A 17,760-nucleotide genomic window follows, 5' to 3' on the forward strand; every position below is an offset into this window, starting at 1 on the left:
CGATTGTGGCTGATATCCAGATTTCCAACCTAGTAAAGACATACCCCGGAGGTTCCGAGCGCGCCACGGACGACGTGTCCCTGTCCATCCGCGACGGCGAGTTCACCGTCTTGCTGGGACCATCCGGCTGCGGGAAGACCACCCTGCTGCGGATGATTGCCGGACTCGAACTTCCGGACTCGGGTTCGATCTCCATTGGCGGCCGCGACGTCACCTACCTGCCGCCGAACAAACGCAACCTCTCGATGGTGTTCCAGTCCTACGCCGTGTTCCCGCACCGAAAGGTCCGTTACAATATCGGCTTCGGCCTGCGGATGGCGAAAGTGCCCGCCGACGAGATCGAACGTAAGGTCCAGTGGGCCGCCGACCTTCTACAACTGGGACCGTACCTGGACCGGCTTCCCGCCAACCTTTCCGGCGGACAACGGCAACGGGTGGCCGTGGCGCGGGCCATCGTCATGGACGCCGACGTGCTGCTGATGGACGAACCGCTGTCAAACCTGGACGCCCTGCTGCGCCTGACCTTCCGGTCCGAGCTCAAGAAGATCGTCCAGGACCTCGGCACCACAACTGTGTACGTCACACACGACCAAAGCGAGGCTTTGTCCCTCGGCGACCAGGTGGCCGTCATGCGCAAGGGCCGCATCGTGCAGCTGGGAGATCCGCTGGACGTTTATGACGCACCTGCGGACCAGTTCGTGGGCGGCTTCATCGGGTCCCCGCCCATGAACTTCCTGGACGCCGCAGTCAGCCACGACGGCGGCACGCTGGTCCTCGGTGAGCAGCAGCTCATGGCCCCGTCCATCCTCCGCTCGTTTGCCGGCAAGGACGTTCTCCTGGGGGTTCGGGCCGAGAACGTGACAGTCAGCAACCAGCGGTCCTCAGGCGACGTGGCGGCCACAGTCCTCGTCGTCGAACCTATGGGATCCACCGTCCTGCTCACGGTCGAGGTGGACGGCCACAACCTAAAGGTCCAGGCCCCTCCCACCTTCAAGACGGCTCCCCGCCACACCGTTTGGCTGGGCTTCGCCCCAAACACCATGCGCGTCTACGACCGCGAAACGTCAATGGCACTGGAGGCCAAATGAACCCGACCCACGCCCTGTCCATGGAAGAACTGCGCTCCGCCGCCATCGACGTGCTGAAGATCAACGATCTGGGCACCATGACCAGCGCCGCCCCCAACCTGTATCCGCATATGTGGAGCTGGGACGCGGCATTCGTGGCCATTGGGCTGGCGCGTACCAACGTCCCCCGCGCCGTCACGGAGCTGCGCAGCCTGCTCAGCGCGCAATGGTCCACGGGAATGATTCCCCACATCGTCTTCAGCGACAACGACACCGGCTACTTTCCGGGCTTCGACCGGTGGGGAACGGCGGCCGCGGCGGCGCTGCCCCCCGGGGTTCGCAGCAGCGGAATCTGCCAACCGCCCGTGCACGCCATCGCCCTGCGCCACATTGTTGACCGTGGGAGGGAAAACGGCGGAGCCGACCAGAAGGCAGCCGAGGAATTCCTGGCCGAGTCTTTTGACGGCTGGCTGGCATGGCACCGTTGGCTGGCCACGGTCCGCGACCCGGACAGCGTTGGACTGATTGAAATCCACCACGGCTGGGAATCGGGCTTCGACAACTCGCCCCGCTGGGACGGCCCCTACTCAAGGATCGTGCCGGGAGCCGTGCCGGCCTTCACGCGCCGGGATGTCCTGCACGTCGCGGACGCCAGTGAACGGCCCGACGACGACGAGTACACCAAGTACCTCTGGCTGGTGCAGCAGATGGCCGAGGTCGGGTTCGATGACGCCGCCGTGCAGGACGTCGTCGATTTCCGCGTCCGCGACGTCTTCTTCTCCGCGATCCTGGCGGCGTCCAGCGACGTCCTTGCAGGTCTTGCCGATGAGCTCGGCCGGGAATCCGAGGCCGGCGAGCTCCGGGACATGGCGGACCGGTTCCGTGCGGGTGTCGCCTCGACAGTGGACCCGGAGACCGGGCTGGCCAGGGACTACGACGTGCTCGCCAAAGAATGGATCGGCACCGAAACCGTTTCCGGCTTCGCCCCCCTCATCGCCGGCGGCGACCCTGCCCTCCTCGCGGCCCAGCGCGAACTCCTGCGCGGACCTCGGTGGATGGGCTTCCCGAAGCTCCGGTTTCCGCTCCCGCCGTCCACCTCGCCGGCCAGCGATGCGTTCCGGCCGCGAACCTACTGGCGCGGACCGGTGTGGCCTTTCCTGAACCTGCTCCTGGGCTGGGCCTGCTCCCGCGACGGCGCCACCGGACTCTTCGAGGATCTTCGGTCCGCATCAATTCAGCAACTGTCCGACCTGCAGTTCGGCGAGTACTACGAGCCCTTCACCGGCGAACCATTGGGAAGCCTCGCGCAGGCCTGGACAGCAGCGGCCGCCCTCGAATGGATGGGAACGGCGCAGGAGGCCGCGTCGGGCAAGTAGGCTTATGGACCGTGAGAGGGGGCCGGCGTGACCGTTGAAAGAGTGCCTGCCAGCTTGGGTGGGGCGACATCGCACGGATACCTGCTGGAGCTGATCCGATCCGCGGACGGATTGTCCCGGCAGCAACTCCTTTCCACTACCGGGATGTCGCGGGCCACACTTTATGAACGCCTGGATACCCTCACCCGCCGGGGCTACATCTACGAAGCAGAACCACTGGATTCCACTGGCGGACGCCCTTCACGGAAGATCCGCTTCGAGGACCGGGGCCGGGTAGTCCTGGCCATCACGCTCGGCCAGACCCACGGCACCGTGAGTATTGCCGACACCACCGGCACGCAACTGCGCTCCGTAACCAGGGACCTGGATATCAGCGATCCCGCCGCGTCCGTCCTGGATCCGTTGATCCAGGACGGACGCGCGCTGCTGGCGCGAGGTGCGGATGAGACGTTGCTTGGCATCGGTGTCAGCCTTCCGGCACCGGTGGAGGCAGTTACCGGATTCGTGAAACACCCAACCACCATCCCAGGGTGGGCCCCGGATTCCGTCGTTGCGGCCGTGAAGGCAGCCTGGGACCTGCCGCTTGTCATCGAAAACGATGCCCGCGCCGCTGCCCTCGGCGAACGGAACAGCGACACCGAAACAGTGGTCTACGTAAAGGTTGGAACGGGCATCGGTTGCGGCATCGTGGTGGAGGGTTCCATCCTCCGGGGTGCCCACGGTTCGGCGGGCGACATCGGCCATATCCGGATGACACCGGACGGGCCGCTGTGCCGGTGCGGACGTCGTGGCTGCCTGGCAGCCTATAGTTCCGGGCGTGCCATCCAGGACCGGCTCGGTCATCTGCACTTTTCGACGGCCGGCGAGGTCGGCGATGCTGCGATGGCTGGAAACCCTGAGGTGCTGAATGCCCTCGACTCGGCTGCCGAAGTCCTGGGGCGGGCGCTTGCGGCGACGGTCACCACGCTGAATCCGGACCGGCTGGTGCTCGGGGGCCGGATAGGTTCACTGGCGATGTTCGTGGACCAAGTGGCACACAGGGTCCTTGCCGACGTCGTTGAACGGATCGCCGAAGGCATGATGGTGGAGGCGGGCCATCCGGAGGATCTGGCAGCGTGCCACGGGCTCACCACGCTGGTGATGCGCGAAATATTTGCCCCCCGCGCCGTTGACCGGATGTTCTCGGATGTGACCGGCCTGGCGTGACGCCTCATCCGGTCCATCACACACCATCGAAGGAAGGCCGACCCGTGGCACGCATTTTCATCACTGGCTCCGCTGACGGGCTGGGCCTTGCGACGGCGGAGACGCTGCTCCGGGACGGCCATGACGTGATTGTGCATGCGCGGTCCTCCCGCCGGCTCTCCGCGGTGCAGCACCTGCTGGACCGCGGGGCGCACAGCCTTATCGGAGACCTGGCTATCCTGGCGGACGTCAGGCAGCTCGCTGCGGACGCCAACGGAATCGGCGGCATTGATGCGGTCATCCACAACGCGGGGGTGCTCAACGGGGCGGCACTGTTGCCCGTGAACGTGGTCGCCCCGTACCTGCTGACGGCCCTCATCCCGGGTCCGCGGCGCCTGGTCTACCTGAGCAGCGGCATGCACCGCGGCGGGGACGCCGGCCTGGAGGGCCTGGACTGGGAAGGGCGGACGACGACGGCCTCCTACTCGACCACCAAGCTCCAGGTCACTGCGCTGTCCTTGGCGCTGGCCCGGCTGGTGCCGAACGTCGCCAGCAACGCCGTGGACCCCGGCTGGGTGCCCACCCGGATGGGTGGGCGTTCCGCGCCGGACAGCCTGGAGCTGGGCCACCGTACCCAGGAATGGCTGGCCACCAGCGACGACCCGGCGGTCCTGGCCGGCGGCGGCTACTGGTACCACCAGCAACGGCAGACACCGCACCCGGCAGCCAACGATCCCCGCTTCCAGGACGCCCTGCTGGCCCTGCTCGCTGAGCACACCGGCGTCACCCTTTATTAGCTGGGCTGACCTCATCGATTGCTCCGTACTTGTCGTTTTGGAGCGCGAAAACGACAAGTACGGAGCAATCGACGAAGGTTTTGTGCCGGCGGGGTGCACCCGAAGGGTCAGGAGGAGCGGAGCCGGCGCTCGACGTCGGCCGTTTCCGGATACGCCGCTTGGGTGCCTTTCCGCGTGGTGGCCAGGGCCGCGGCAACGGAGGCGAACCGGGCGGCGTCGGCGAGCGCATCTCCGGCGGCCAGCCGGACCGCAACCGCCCCGGTGAAGGCATCGCCGGCGCCGGTGGTGTCCACGGCGTCGACCCGGGTGGGCGCCACGAAGGTCACGCTGGAGCCCGGAGCCGCTTCCGAATCCAGCACCACGGATCCGTGCGCGCCGAGGGTCACCAGGACACACCGAATCCCCCGCCCGGCAAACCGTTCCCGGACGGCATCCCATTGCGCTGCGTGGGCGTCCGCACCCGGGACCGAGGCCCCGGGGCCAAGGAACAGCGCTGCCTCGTGGGCGTTCACCAGCAGGACGTCGGTCAGTTCGGCCAGCTCCGCCGGAATGTGCGCGTACGGCGAGAGGTTCAGTAAAACCGTTGCGCCGGCGTCGTGCCCTGCCTGGGCGGCAGCCAGCACGGTGGGCATGGCCACCTCCAGGCAGAGGCTGACGACGGCGGCCCCCTCCAGGACGTCCGCGGCGTCCGCGACGTCAGCCGGGGACAGGGTTCCGTTGGCTCCGGCAGAGATGATGATGTTGTTCTCGCCGTGGGCGTCAACGGCAATCACCGCAACGCCGGTTGGTTCGCTGGAGGTCCGCACGTGCCCCACGTCCACCCCGGCCCCGGCTGCCGAGGCCTGGAGCATGTTCCCATTGGCGTCCTCGCCCACGGCTCCTACCAGGCTGACGTGTCCGCCCAGGCGGCCCGCGGCGACGGCCTGGTTGGCACTCTTGCCGCCCGGGTTCACGGCGAATCCGTTGCCGTGCACGGTCTCGCCGGGCTGCGGCAGGCGTTCGCAATAGATGGTGAGGTCTGCGTTCAGGGAGCCGACGACGACGATCCGGCCGGCGCGTTCGGCTGCGGCGCTCATACGTCCACCTCGGCCTCAACCGGCTTGGGGATCAGCAGCGACGCGGCGAACGCGGCCACGGTGAGGGCCAGCCCCACCAGCACGACGGTCAGGTACGATGCCGCCGCATCGCCCAGTGCAGACGTTGCCACCAGGACGGCAGGCAGGATGAGGAAGCTCAGGCCCGCGCCCAGGTTGAAGGCGCCGGCGTTCATGCCGGGCAGGAAGCCGGGGTTGCCGGCCGGCGAGAGGACAACGCCGAGTCCGTTGAGCATGATGTTGACGGTACCGGCGTACATGATGCCCAGCAAGACCGTGCCGGCGATCATCATCGGCAGGCTGTGCAGCCCCAGGAAGGCGATGACGGCGAGCGCGGCGATGCTGCCCAGGAGCCCGATGCGCAGCACCTTGGTGTAGCCGAGGACCGGTGCCAGCCGGCCACTGACCGGACCCACCAGCCAGCCCAGCAGGGCGTACGGGGTGAGGATGATCAGCGACATCTCGGTGGGGCCAACACCGAACCCGGGTGAGGCGGCCTGGACGTAGGCCGGGACGATCCCGTTGATGACCGCGAAGATGCCGGTCATAGTCAGCGTGGTGGTGAGCAGCGGGGCCCAGGTGGCGCGCTGGCGCAGGTGGACGGTTTCCACCATGGGCTGGGCTGCGCGCTGTTCGGTGCGCCAGAAGGCGAAGAACGCGGCGGCGGAGACGAGGACCAGCGCCAGGCTCAGCATCAGGGTGCCGGAGTTGAAGCCGGCCACGAGCTTGGAGGCTTCGTTGAGCGCGGTCAGCAGGGCTCCCACGGCAACCACAATGAAGAACACACCGCGCCAGTCCATCCGGGTACCGGCGGCGGGCTTGCTCTCCTTGGCCAGGACCATGACGAGGGCGGTGGCGGCGGCAGCAAGGACCACCATCAGCCAGAAGATGCTGCGGAAGCCGAAGTGCTCGGCGAAGTAGCCGCCCACGAAGGAGTCCACGCCGGCCACGCCACCGTTGACGGCGGTGATAAGGCCCATCAGCGTGCCGTACTTGCGGGGGTTGCTGACGGCGGAGCGCAGCATGATCAGGCACAGCGGCACGGTGGGTCCGCTGACGCCCTGGATGATGCGGCCCACGAAGAGCCAGGTGACGTCCGGGGCGAGAGCGGCGATCACGGAGCCCATGGCCATGAGGACCATCATGCCCACCAGGACCTTCTTGCGGCCCACGATGTCGCTCAGCCGCGGCAGGAACAGGGAGAACAGGGCGGCAGCGGTGAAGAACCAGGTTTGGGAGAGGCCAATGACGGCTTGGTCGGTCTTGAGTTCCTCGCCCATGGTCACCAGGGCGGGGCTGAGCATGGAGGCGTTGAGCTGGAACGCCACGCAGGCTGCCAGCAGGGCGGTCATGAGGGCGGCGGTGTTGCCGCGGCCGGTCTTCGTTTCAGTCATGGAGGCAGTCATTTACTTGACCCCTCCAACGGTGAGGTGGGCACTTTCCGGGCGTACGACGTCGGCCGCGCCGCCTGGGGTGCGCTCCGCACCTTCTTTGCTCCCGGCGTCGTCCGCGTTGGTGTTGCTGACCGGCTCGCCGATGCGGACCAGCGCGTCGGTGACGAGGTCCCAGAACCGTGCGTGATCCAGGTCCACTGCCACGCTGGTGTGGCAGTCGGCGGGGGCGGGGGCGCGGAAATCGGCGACCGTCATGCCCAGGGTGAGCGTGCCTGTCAGCTCGATGTTCACCGGCACCTTGCGGGTCGTGACGATGCTGGGGTCGATCACGTACGCGACGGCGCAGGGATCGTGCACGGGCGGGTGGTCAAAGCCCTGGGCGTCCTTGTAGGTGTGGGCGAAGAAGTCCATCAGTTCGGTGACGAACTTGGCGGGGCCGGTGCCGATGGCGGCGATCTTCTCCACGACGTCCGGGGTGGCCAGCGCCTGGTGGGTGAGGTCCAGGCCCACCATCACCACGGGCCACTTTTCGTTGAAGACGATGTGCGCGGCCTCGGGGTCGATGATGATGTTGAACTCGGCCACGGCGCTCCAGTTGCCCACGTGGTAGCCACCGCCCATCAGGACCACTTCCTTGATGCGTTCCACGATGCGCGGTTCCTTGCGGGCGGCCATGGCGATGTTGGTCAGGCCGGCGGTGGGGACCAGGGTGACGGTGCCGGGCTCGTGCGCCATGACGGTGTCGACGATGAGGTCGACGGCGTGGCGGGGGTCCAGTTCGATGGTGGACTCAGGCAGCGCGGGGCCGTCCATGCCGGAATCGCCGTGGATGTCCGGCGCGGTTTCGATGCTGCGGAGCAGCGGGCGGGGGCAGCCGGCGGCGAAGGGGACGCCGGTAATGCCGGCGATGGTGCCCACGGCCAGGGCATTGCGGGTGACTTTTTCGAGGGTCTGGTTGCCCACCACCGTGGTGACGGCCAGCAGTTCGATATTGGGGTTGCCGTGTGCCAGGAGCAGGGCCACGGCGTCATCGTGGCCGGGGTCGCAGTCCAGGATGATCTTCCGGGGCTGGTGCTGACTCTGTTGCGGGTTTGGTTCCACGATGGTTCTCCACGTCATTGGGGCCTGCCGGGGAGGCAGGGTTCAACATTCCGGTGTGATCATGGCACCGTTTCGTCGGTTACGTCAAGCGCTTAACGCGATGCTTGCGTTTGCCCACGTCAAACGCTTGATGCCCTGTCCTGCAGTGGAACGCCGGGCGGCGGCTAGGATCGAGGTATGGATTCCGGGGAACAGGTGCAGCAGCGGGCCCGTCCCCGGCGCGTAACGGCGGCCATGGTCGCCGCCCGGGCCGGAGTTTCGGTGGCCACAGTGTCGCTGGTGGCCAACGGCAAGACCGCCGGCCGCGTCTCCGAGGACAACATTGCCCGGGTGACAGAGGCCATCGCCGAGCTCGGCTATGTGGTGGACGGAATCGGCAGCTCGCTGGCCAAAGGCGTCAGTTCCATCGTGATCCTGGTGGCGCCGGACATCTCCAACCCGTTCTTCGCCAAGGTGATCGGCGGCGTACGGGAATCACTGGGCCCCAACTACCAGCTGCTGCTCTCCGTCACGGACTCGGGCGAGTTTCCCAAGGCCACGGACGTCCGGAAGCTGATGTCACTACGGCCCGCAGGGCTTTTGGTTGACGCCCCGAACGCCGGGTTCCTGGCGGATCTTTCGGTGGCCGGGCCCCTGGTTTTGCTGGACGCGCCGGGCCTGGAATCGTTCGCACCGGCCGTGAACCTTGATGTTGCCCAGGGCGCACGCGAGCTGGCTGCGCACCTGGCCGAGGCCGGCCACCGGCGCGTGGCGTACCTGGACAGCGTCACGGGAACCGAGACCTTCAGGATCCGCCGGGAGGCGTTCCTGGCGGAGGCTGCCGAGCGCGGGATGAGCCTGGATCCGGACCACATGCCCGCCACCACCATCGACGTCGGTGCGGCTGCTGCCGCGTTTGCCGGTGCCTGGCAGGGCTGGCAACGGGCGGGGGTGACCGCCGTCGTCTGCGCCACGGACACCCATGCCTACGGGGTGCTGCAGGAAGCCCGCGTGGCCGGGGTCCGGATTCCGGCGGAACTGGCCGTGGCCGGGTTCGACGACCTGCCCTATTCGGCTACCAGCAGTCCGGGACTGACCAGCGTGCACCTGCCCGCAGCGAACCTGGGCCTGAAGGCCGGTGAACAACTCCGCCGGCTGATGGAAGGCCAGGCCTTGGAGCAGGAGCAGCTCGTCCTGGGAAGTTCGCTGGTGGTGCGCGGTTCCACGTCGGCCGGCGAAACGTAGCTGCACCGGCGGGTTCCTGTCGGACCCCGGCCGTAAGCTGGGATTATGCCGAGTAACTGGGAGAGTCTTGACGCGCCGCAGCGTGAGTCGGTACAGCACAATGTGGAGATCTACGAGCGCGTCCGCCCTGCCCTGAAGCTCATCACCCGGGATGTCCTCCTCACCCTTCGGGACATGCTCAAGGGCACCGAGGTGACGCCGCTGTTCGTCAGCGGCCGCACCAAGACCGTGGAGTCGTTCAGGGAAAAGATCTCGCGGACCGAAGAACCGCTGGAGCCCGGCGGCCCGCGGCTGCTCAAGTTCCCGGACCCGTTCCGCACCCTCAATGACATGGTGGGGATCCGGGTGATCACCAAGCTCCCGGCGGAGAACGCAGTGGTGGCCAACATCATCAAGCGCCAGCGGCAATTGTTCGACTGCCGCGGCGACCGGGAAAAGGACATCGGGTCCATCGAGTCAGGCACGTACGGGTATTCCAGCCGGCACCTGATCCTGCGGACCATCCAGAACGAGGCCGTCAAGGAGTACCAGCAGGTCTTCAACCCGGATGCCGTGCCCAACGGCAGCTACTTCTTCGAGTGCCAGATCCGGACCATCTTCGCCCACGCCTGGAGCGAGATTGAGCATGACATCCGGTTCAAGGCGGAGGATCCGCGCGCGTGGACACCACACTTCGACCGGCAGTTCACCGCCACCGCCGCCATGCTGGAAACCGTGGAAACGGCGTTCGCCGACCTCCACGAACGGTACGAGGAAGTCCGCAGCTTCTGGGACCTGGACGGGGAAGGGGCGGCAGCCCTCACACCGAACCGAATCCGCGACGTCTGGCGGACCCTGCTCCCGCACGTGGACCGGAAAGTGGACGACGACTGGGGCTGGGCCGCGGAACTCCTGGCCGCCCACGGCCTCAACCAGACCGTGCAGCTGGCAGGACTGCTCAGCGCCAACCGCATCACCGAGGTCCGCAAGGCCCTGGACCACCGCTACTCCCCCGGCCCTGACCGGCTCATGGACGACCTCCTGCTCTGGCAGTACGGCACCAAACACATCGACCTCACCGCAGAACCGGCCGACGCCGTCCCGCACCCGCGGCGCGACAGCCTCCTGCGGCGGCTGCGGCAGATCGAGCGGTACAGGATGACGGCGAAGTAAGCCACCACAGTTGCCGCTGCCGGGCGCCGTCACAGCGAATGCATAGGTTGGCCGGGGCTGGGGCATAGGCTCCAGCTGTAGGTTGAACGCGTGGACGTGGAGCAGGATCCGGCACGCGAGACCGGACACGGAGGACTTTTCCATACACCGGCGGAAGGCGGAGCCAAAGGCTTGCCGAACGTGAGCCGGCGCAGGTTCCTCCACGGTGCCGGCCTGGTGGGCACCGGGGCCTTGGTGACCGCGGGAATCTCAAAGGCCGGACTGCTGCCAGCCCTCGCCACCGCTCCACGCAGCGAGCCCGCCCCCAGCGCCCAGCCCACGCCGGCGCCGTCGCCCACTGCAGCGCAAGCCTCCGCCCCGCCGGACAGAACGTTCCTCAGCACCCACCTGACGGCGCCGCACGTGACCAGCTGGGCTACGGCCGCGCCGGCATCCGGGCTTCTGTTTACCGGGCCAATGGGGCACGGCTCCAACGGGCTCATCATGAATGACGCCGGCGAACCGGTGTGGATGGAGCCGACGGGCGCGGGCGTCATGGACCTGCGGGTGCAGACGTTCGAAGGCCGGCCCGTGCTTACTTTTTGGACCGGGACGGGAATCGGCGGCCACGGGCTGGGCAAGGGCGTGGTCATGGACAGCGCCTACCGCACCATCCACGAAGTCCAGGCCGGAAACGGGATCCAGGCAGACCTCCACGAATTCACGCTCACCTCCAACGGGACGGCCCTGTTGACTTCCTACCCAACCATCCAGCAGGACTTGAGCTTGCTGGGCGGCCCCGCCGCCGGCTACATGTACAACTGCCATGTGCAGGAGGTGGACGTTCGCACCGGGGCCGTGCTGTTGGACTGGAATGCCCAGGAGCACATACCGCTGACGGACTCCTACCTGCGCCCGCAGGAGGATCCCAACAGTGACGGATCAACAGCGGCAAAGGCCTTCGATCCCTACCACCTGAATTCCGTGGACGCAGACGGTGGAACACTGCTGATCTCCGCCCGCCATACCCACACCCTGTACTTGGTGGACCGCACCACCGGGGCCGTCCGGTGGCGCATGGGCGGAAAGCAGAGCGACTTCACCCTGGGACCCGACGCCGGGTTCGCGTGGCAGCACGATGCGCGCCGGCAGGCGGACGGCAGCATCAGCATGTTCGATAACCACTACGACGCCGGCACCACGGGAACGTCCCGCGGCCTGGTCCTCAACGTCAACGAGACAGCCAGGACTGCGACGCTCCAGCGGCAGTTCAACCATGCAGGGCACCGGGGCAATGCCATGGGCAGCGTCCAGTTCCTGCCCAACGGCAATGTGCTGGTGGGCTGGGGCACGGACCCCGCGGTCACGGAATTCACGGCGGACGGCACCGCCGTGTACGAGGCCAGCCGGGTGGGCACCGGATCCTACCGGGCTTATCGGAGCCCCTGGACGGCCCAGCCCGAGACGCTGCCGGACCTGACGGCCGTGCCGGGCAACGGGTCCACCATGCAGGTCTACGCGAGCTGGAACGGCGCCACGGAGATCAACAAATGGCGCTTCTTCACCGGCCCCACCGCCGGGGCGCTCAGCGAGGCCGGTACCTTCCCCAAGCACGGGTTTGAGACCTCGATGGCGATCGCCGCGGCCCAGTACGTCGCCGTGCAAGCCCTGGACAAGAACGGCAACCTGCTGGCCACATCCGCCACTATCGCCGTCTGACGGGCGCGCCTCCGCCGGTGACCACACGGCAGCTAGCTGTACTGAGTACAGCTAGCTGCGGCGGCCTTCCCCAACGCCTGCGGTCTGCGGGGCCGTGCCCGCGGTGAGGAGTTTGATGGCCAGCATGCCTGAGAGGGCTGCGAAGGGCAGTTCAACCAGGGCAGCTTCCAGCACTGCAGTAACCAGCGGTGTCCCTTGCGCTGCGGTTGTCACGTCGAACAGGGCATCGATGCACAGGCTCGTGGAAAAGCCCGCGGCCGTGAGCGCCGCATAGCTGCTGCCCTTGAAGAGGAAGATACCGGTCAGCAGTGCTGCGAGGGCTTCGAATCCGTCCAGGGCGAGCCAGGCCGTGGACCAGTTGTAGGCAACGGTGACGGACGGCATGGTGCCACTGAGATAGAAGATCCAGACGGCGTAGAACAGCACTGCCGCGGCAGCGCAGACGATCGCTGTCCGGCGCCATCCCATACCCCTGAGCCGCACCATAATCCGCCTGCGGGCACGCAGGACCAGAAGGATGCCAAGGACGACCAGCCCTATTTTGAACCCGACAAAATGAGGGCCCGCTGACCAGGCAGCGTCCCGGGCACCAGGCACCGCGGCCAGTGCGGCCGCCGAAATATTCACCGTATCCCCGCGTCGCTGTCAGACCGCAAGTTCTTCAGCTGCCTGTTCGGCCGCCTCGGCGGGGGAGGGCGCATGCCCACGGAGCGGGACGTGCCGGATGAACAGGGCCAGGATGAAGCCTGCCGCGGCCACCAGGGCGGCCAAGAAGAAGACCGACTGGATGCCGTTGGTCACGGCGGTCTTGAACAGGTCCTGAACCGCCTGCGGGAGGGACTGGAGGGCCGCCGGGGTGATCTGCCCGCTCTGGTGCAGCCCGCCGGCGCCCATGCTGTCGGCGAGCCTGCCGGCGTAGATTGAGCCGAGGACCGAGATTCCGAGGGAACCGCCCATGTTGCGGGCAAACGTGCTGGTGCCGGTGGCCGCGCCGATGTCCCGGATGTGGACGCTGTTCTGGGCGATGAGGTTGGTGGTTTGCATCATGCAGCCCATGCCGGCACCGAGGATCGCCATGTAGACGCCGGACTGCCAGGCAGGGGTGTCCAGGCCCATCGTGGAGAACAGGAACAGACCCGTAGCCATCAGCGCCGACCCAATGACGGGCAGGGGCTTGTAGTGTCCGGTGCGGCTGACCACCAGTCCGCCGCTGAGCGAGACCGCCATGGCCGCAATCATCATCGGCATTAGGAGCAGGCCGCTGCTGGTGGCCGACTGGCCCTGGACGTACTGCTGGAACTGGGGCAGGAACGTGATCCCGCCAAACATCGCGAAGCCAACGATGAAGCCCAACGCATTGGCGAGCGTGAAGTTCAGGCTGCTAAACAGCCGCAGCGGAATAACGGGTTCCGCGGCGCGCCGCTCGATGAACAGGAAGAGCACCAGGCCCACGGCCGCCACTGCGCCCAGGCCGATGATTTCGGGTGAGTTCCATTCGTACTGGCTTCCACCCCAACTGAGCATCAGAACCAGCGCCGTGATCCACGCCGTCAGGACCGCCGAACCCCACCAGTCAATCCGGACCTTGGCAGTGCGCTCCTGCCGGGGCAGCTTGAGCGTGAACCAGCACACCACGAGGGAAAGGACCCCCAGGGGCAGGTTGACATAGAACGCCCACCGCCAGGAGGCGTTGTCGGTGATGAACCCGCCCAGGAGCGGTCCGCCGATCATCGCCAGTGGCATAACGGCCATCATAACGCCCTGGTATTTGCCGCGCTCCCGCGGCGGGACCATCAACCCGATCGCGGCCATGATGCCGACCATCAACCCGCCCGCGCCCAGGCCCTGGAACGCGCGGAATCCGATCAGCTGCGCCATGTCCTGGCTCATCCCACACAGCGCCGAGCCAGCCAGGAAAACCACGATCGAGGCCATGAATGTGCGGCGGTGCCCGAAGATATCCCCGAGCTTGCCCCAAATGGGCGTGGCCACAGTCGAGGCCAACACGTACCCGGTGGTGACCCACGCGAGGTGCTCCATGCCGCCCAGTTCACCCACGATGGTGGGAAGCGCCGGCGCCACGATCATGTTGTCCAACTGGGCAAGCAGCATGGCAATCACCAGCCCGCTCATGGCGGTCAGGATTTGCCGGGGTGAAAGTCTGGCCTGGCCAGCGTCCTGGGCTGTCATCGGGAATTCGTCCTCGGGGTCTGGGGTTTGTCGGTTCACTTACCGCGCGGTTAGTATAGTACTTACCGGCCGGTTAGTTAGCAAGAGGAACGCTCTTGAAGAAGCGCGGTTGAGAGGGAAGCGATTACATGAGGTCCACGAGCGAGGCCCCTGCGGACGGTGAGGGCGGGACACGCGAGAACATCCAGGCCGTCGCCCTGCGCCTTTTTGCCGAGCAGGGGTACGAGTCGACGTCGATGCGCCAGATCGCCGAGGAACTCGGCTTCACCAAAGCGGCCCTCTACTACCACTTCAGGAGCAAGGAAGACATCGTCCGAGCCCTGATGGAGGCGATGCGCGCCCAAATCACAGACCTCCTGGAGTGGGCCCGCACCCAGGAGCCCGGACCGGAACTGCGTCGAACCGTGATCGCCCGCTGGACCGGGATCGTCCAGGCCCAGGGCTTGCGCATGTTCCGTTTCCTGGGCTCGAATTACCGACTGCTCAGGGACATCAAGTCTGAGCCCGGCCAGCGGCAGGGAATGGCCGCGGCCGTCACCGAGCTGTTCTCGATCATCACCCCGCCCGGGGCCAGTGTAGAGGACCGGCTGCGGGTCCGTTTCGCCCTGCTCACCATCAACATGCTCGGCATCGCCGCCCGTGACCTGGACGCCGACGAGGACGAAATCCTCGAAGCGGCGGCACGGATCTCAGCCGGACTGCTGCCTCCCGGGTTCTAGAACCCCACAACGGCCCTGCCCGTCCTACAACCCCTACCGCTTTCATTCCTGATGGGAAAACCCTTATGCCTGTGCCAATCCTGTCCACCCGCGACCTGACCAAAACCTACGGCCGCGGCCCCGACCGCTTCGACGCCCTCCGCGGCGTCTCCCTGGACATTGACCGCGGCGACTCCGTGGCGATCGTGGGCAAGAGCGGATCCGGAAAATCCACCCTCATGCACCTGCTCGCGCTCCTGGACACCCCCGGCGCAGGATCGGTCCATGTGGATGGAACCGATGCCCGCAGCCTCAGCGGCCGTAAGCTGAACGCACTCCGCAACCAAATGTTTGGGTTCGTGTTCCAGCAGTTCTTCCTCAACCACGCCAGCACCGTGCTGGAGAACGTCGTGCTGCCGCTGAAGATCGCCGGCGTGGGGGCACGGGAACGCCGCGCCCGCGGCATGGCTGTCCTGGAGCAGCTGGAACTGGCCGACAAGGCCCGCAACAAAGCCGGGAACCTCTCGGGCGGACAGAAGCAACGCGTCGTCATCGCCCGGGCGCTTGCCAACAACCCGCGTGTTCTTTTCGCCGACGAACCCACCGGAAACCTGGACTCCGCCACCGGCCGCATCGTCGAAGACATCCTCTTCGACCTCAATCACAATCAGGGGATCACCCTGATCACGGTCACGCACGACCACGACCTGGCCGCCCGCTTCAACCGCCGCGTCTACATCCGGGACGGGCAGCTCATCACCACGGACGAGGAGCACGCGGCATGAATCCGCTGGAAACCCTGAAAACCGCCATCGCCAACAGCTTCCGCAGCAAACTGCGCACCACCCTCACCGTGCTGGCCATCTTCGTTGGAGCCTTCACCCTCACCATCACTAATGGCCTCGGCACGGGGATCTCCAACTACATCGACAGCCAGGTCGCCGCCATCGGCGCCAGCAACGCCTTCACCGTCACCCGGACCGATACCAACGCGGGCCTGGGCTCCGGGCCGCAGAAATACGACCCCAACACCCGCGTCCTCGCCGCCGGCGGCCGCCCCGGCTCCACCCAGGTCGCGCTCACCCAGGCCGACCTGGACAAAATCGGGGCCGTCCCCGGAATCACCGGGGTCTCCCCGGTGACGCGGCTGAATACGGCCTACATCCAGTGGAACAACCAGGAGAAGTACCAGCTGTCCGTGAGTGTGCTCGCAGGCGCCCAGCCGCAGCTGGACGCCGGCCAGAACCTCGACGACGCCTCCACGGTGCCGCAGATTATCCTCCCGTCCAGCTACGTGAGTCCCTTGGGCTTGAGCGACAGCGCCCAGGCAGTAGGCCAGGACGTGACCATCGGCATCCCCGATGCCACCGGCACCATGCGGACCGTGACGGCCACGATCAACGGCATCGAACAAAACGCCCTGCTCAGCTCCGGCGGCGCGTTCATCAACAAAGCGCTCTCAACCGCCCTCGCCCAAGCCCAGGCAACCGGAACAACCACGGCCTCAGCGCCGGTGTACACGACGGCCACAGCGTTGTTCGCGCCCTCAACCGCGGCGCAGATTTCGGACATGAAAAATCGGCTCTCCGCGGCCGGCTACACGGCACAAACACTCGATGACCGGATCGGGACGGTGAAGACCGTCATTAACGGCATCATCGGCGTCCTGGACGCGTTCGCGGTCATTGCCCTCATCGCCGCCGGGTTCGGCATCGTCAACACCCTGCTGATGTCCGTGCAGGAACGCACCCGCGAAATCGGGCTGATGAAGGCCATGGGCATGGGCAGCGGATCGGTCTTCGCCCTCTTCAGCACCGAAGCTGCGTTCATCGGCCTGCTCGGCAGCCTGATCGGCTCCGGCGCCGCAATAGCCCTGGGCACCGTCGTCAGCAATGCTTTGGCCCGCGGCCCCCTCAGCGACCTCGCCGGGCTCCAAATCCTCAGCTTCGCCCCGGGAACGGTCGCGGTGGTCATCCTTCTCGTCATGGCCATAGCTTTCATCGCGGGCACCCTTCCGGCGTGGAGGGCCGCGCGACAAAACCCGATCGACTCACTCCGCTACGAATAGGCGCCCCTCACAGGCTCGCTTCCTAGCGTCCAACCTGACATGCCGAGTCCCCTCCGGACCGTCCGAAACAGAGCCTTCCCCTTGATGTTGGCAACCTGCTCGGACGCCCGTAGCCAGCCCTTAGAAGTCAGAAAACAGGGTGAGCGTCAGCCAGCATGGGGTTGAGGCCGCTATGGTTCGGCATGCGATCGTCAGGTCGCGGGCCGCTGAAATTCCGGCCGAACGGCGGACGCTCCCCCACCGGAGCGCATGCTGCGCTGTGTAGGCTGTGGCCATGACGGCGCCGCAGATCTATGTCCTCTTCCCTGGTACGGCGCGCGAGGCTCTCGGGTTCTATGCGGAAGTTTTCGGCGGAGAGCTTTCCCTGTTTACCTACAGGGATTTCGGCCGGGAGGACGGCCCCGCTGACGCCATAGCCCATGGCGTCCTCTCTGGCGCAGTCGCCGTGGCGGGCGCGGATGCGGCAGCGGGCGAGGCGACGTTCCGGTCGGAGGGTTTGTTGCTCTCCCTGCTGGGAACCGCCGAACCTGCCACCCTGCACCAATGGTTCGACAGACTCGCCGGGAGCGGACGCGTTGTTGATCCGCTTGGCCCGAAGCCATGGGGTGCTTCCGATGGCCAGGTCATCGACCGCCATGGCCTCCACTGGCTCATCGGTTACGAATCGGGGCAGTGACAGCAGTTCCGGTGCCGCGCCCCTCGATGTGAAAACGCAT

Annotated in this window: 16 protein-coding genes; 11 read left to right on the forward strand and 5 right to left on the reverse strand. The window is 66.6% G+C overall.

The window, feature by feature from the left end:
• The first annotated feature begins 5 nt into the window (after positions 1 to 5).
• Genes QRN53_RS07210 through QRN53_RS07225 form a run of 4 tightly spaced genes read left to right on the forward strand, consistent with a single transcriptional unit; the run spans position 6 to position 4,425 of the window.
• The gene (locus QRN53_RS07210; RefSeq protein WP_285243335.1) at positions 6 to 1,088 is read left to right on the forward strand and encodes an ABC transporter ATP-binding protein; all 1,083 of its coding nucleotides are present in this window, start codon (positions 6 to 8) and stop codon (positions 1,086 to 1,088) included.
• Positions 1,085 to 2,443: a glucosylglycerate hydrolase gene (gene ggh, locus QRN53_RS07215; protein WP_285243336.1), complete on the forward strand. Its 1,359-nt coding sequence runs from the start codon at positions 1,085 to 1,087 to the stop codon at positions 2,441 to 2,443. The genes QRN53_RS07210 and ggh overlap by 4 nt, the downstream gene beginning before the upstream one ends.
• Before the next feature lie 27 nt (positions 2,444 to 2,470).
• Positions 2,471 to 3,649 carry an ROK family transcriptional regulator gene (locus QRN53_RS07220; protein ID WP_285243337.1) on the forward strand — a complete coding sequence of 393 codons (1,179 nt, stop codon included), beginning with the start codon at positions 2,471 to 2,473 and terminating at the stop codon, positions 3,647 to 3,649.
• Between the two features lie 44 nt (positions 3,650 to 3,693).
• A complete protein-coding gene (locus QRN53_RS07225; RefSeq protein ID WP_285243338.1) occupies positions 3,694 to 4,425 on the forward strand; it encodes an SDR family NAD(P)-dependent oxidoreductase in 732 nt (243 codons plus the stop codon).
• Between the two features lie 107 nt (positions 4,426 to 4,532).
• Here the strand turns inward: QRN53_RS07225 and QRN53_RS07230 are convergent, their stop codons facing one another.
• Genes QRN53_RS07230 through uriH form a run of 3 tightly spaced genes read right to left on the reverse strand, consistent with a single transcriptional unit; the run spans position 4,533 to position 8,032 of the window.
• Positions 4,533 to 5,501 carry a ribokinase gene (locus QRN53_RS07230; protein ID WP_285243339.1) on the reverse strand — a complete coding sequence of 323 codons (969 nt, stop codon included), beginning with the start codon at positions 5,499 to 5,501 and terminating at the stop codon, positions 4,533 to 4,535.
• Positions 5,498 to 6,913: a uridine transporter UriT gene (gene uriT, locus QRN53_RS07235; RefSeq protein ID WP_502934826.1), complete on the reverse strand. Its 1,416-nt coding sequence runs from the start codon at positions 6,911 to 6,913 to the stop codon at positions 5,498 to 5,500. Before uriT ends, QRN53_RS07230 begins: the two co-directional genes overlap by 4 nt.
• 12 nt (positions 6,914 to 6,925) lie before the next feature.
• Complete coding sequence (gene uriH, locus QRN53_RS07240) at positions 6,926 to 8,032, reverse strand: uridine-preferring nucleoside hydrolase UriH (RefSeq protein ID WP_285243341.1); 1,107 nt, start codon at positions 8,030 to 8,032, stop codon at positions 6,926 to 6,928.
• 216 nt (positions 8,033 to 8,248) lie between these two features.
• On the opposite strand from uriH, the gene QRN53_RS07245 reads away from it, so the two are divergent.
• The 3 genes from QRN53_RS07245 to QRN53_RS07255 all read left to right on the forward strand — a co-directional run bounded on the left by QRN53_RS07245 (position 8,249) and on the right by QRN53_RS07255 (position 12,088).
• Positions 8,249 to 9,238, forward strand: a complete 990-nt coding sequence (locus tag QRN53_RS07245; protein ID WP_502934832.1) for a LacI family DNA-binding transcriptional regulator — start codon at positions 8,249 to 8,251, stop codon at positions 9,236 to 9,238.
• Between the two features lie 45 nt (positions 9,239 to 9,283).
• Complete coding sequence (locus QRN53_RS07250) at positions 9,284 to 10,390, forward strand: GTP pyrophosphokinase (RefSeq protein WP_285243343.1); 1,107 nt, start codon at positions 9,284 to 9,286, stop codon at positions 10,388 to 10,390.
• A 180-nt stretch (positions 10,391 to 10,570) separates the two neighbouring features.
• Complete coding sequence (locus tag QRN53_RS07255; protein ID WP_285243344.1) at positions 10,571 to 12,088, forward strand: arylsulfotransferase family protein; 1,518 nt, start codon at positions 10,571 to 10,573, stop codon at positions 12,086 to 12,088.
• A 51-nt stretch (positions 12,089 to 12,139) separates the two neighbouring features.
• Here QRN53_RS07255 and QRN53_RS07260 read toward each other — a convergent pair whose 3' ends face one another.
• Together QRN53_RS07260 and QRN53_RS07265 are read right to left on the reverse strand one after the other, a co-directional pair.
• Positions 12,140 to 12,574: a hypothetical protein gene (locus tag QRN53_RS07260; RefSeq protein ID WP_285243345.1), complete on the reverse strand. Its 435-nt coding sequence runs from the start codon at positions 12,572 to 12,574 to the stop codon at positions 12,140 to 12,142.
• Between the two features lie 159 nt (positions 12,575 to 12,733).
• Positions 12,734 to 14,278: an MDR family MFS transporter gene (locus QRN53_RS07265; protein WP_285243346.1), complete on the reverse strand. Its 1,545-nt coding sequence runs from the start codon at positions 14,276 to 14,278 to the stop codon at positions 12,734 to 12,736.
• A 128-nt stretch (positions 14,279 to 14,406) separates the two neighbouring features.
• Between QRN53_RS07265 and QRN53_RS07270 the strand changes: the two genes are divergently transcribed.
• From QRN53_RS07270 to QRN53_RS07285, 4 genes are all read left to right on the forward strand, one after another.
• A complete protein-coding gene (locus tag QRN53_RS07270) occupies positions 14,407 to 14,997 on the forward strand; it encodes a TetR/AcrR family transcriptional regulator (protein WP_285243347.1) in 591 nt (196 codons plus the stop codon).
• A gap of 65 nt (positions 14,998 to 15,062) precedes the next feature.
• Complete coding sequence (locus QRN53_RS07275; protein ID WP_285243348.1) at positions 15,063 to 15,761, forward strand: ABC transporter ATP-binding protein; 699 nt, start codon at positions 15,063 to 15,065, stop codon at positions 15,759 to 15,761.
• Positions 15,758 to 17,044, forward strand: a complete 1,287-nt coding sequence (locus tag QRN53_RS07280; protein WP_285243349.1) for an ABC transporter permease — start codon at positions 15,758 to 15,760, stop codon at positions 17,042 to 17,044. The genes QRN53_RS07275 and QRN53_RS07280 overlap by 4 nt, the downstream gene beginning before the upstream one ends.
• 274 nt (positions 17,045 to 17,318) lie before the next feature.
• Positions 17,319 to 17,720, forward strand: a complete 402-nt coding sequence (locus tag QRN53_RS07285) for a VOC family protein (protein WP_285243350.1) — start codon at positions 17,319 to 17,321, stop codon at positions 17,718 to 17,720.
• Positions 17,721 to 17,760 lie beyond the last annotated feature (40 nt).

Origin of the sequence: Pseudarthrobacter sp. fls2-241-R2A-127, from assembly GCF_030209355.1 — a bacterium.
Taxonomy (GTDB): Bacteria; Actinomycetota; Actinomycetes; order Actinomycetales; family Micrococcaceae; genus Arthrobacter.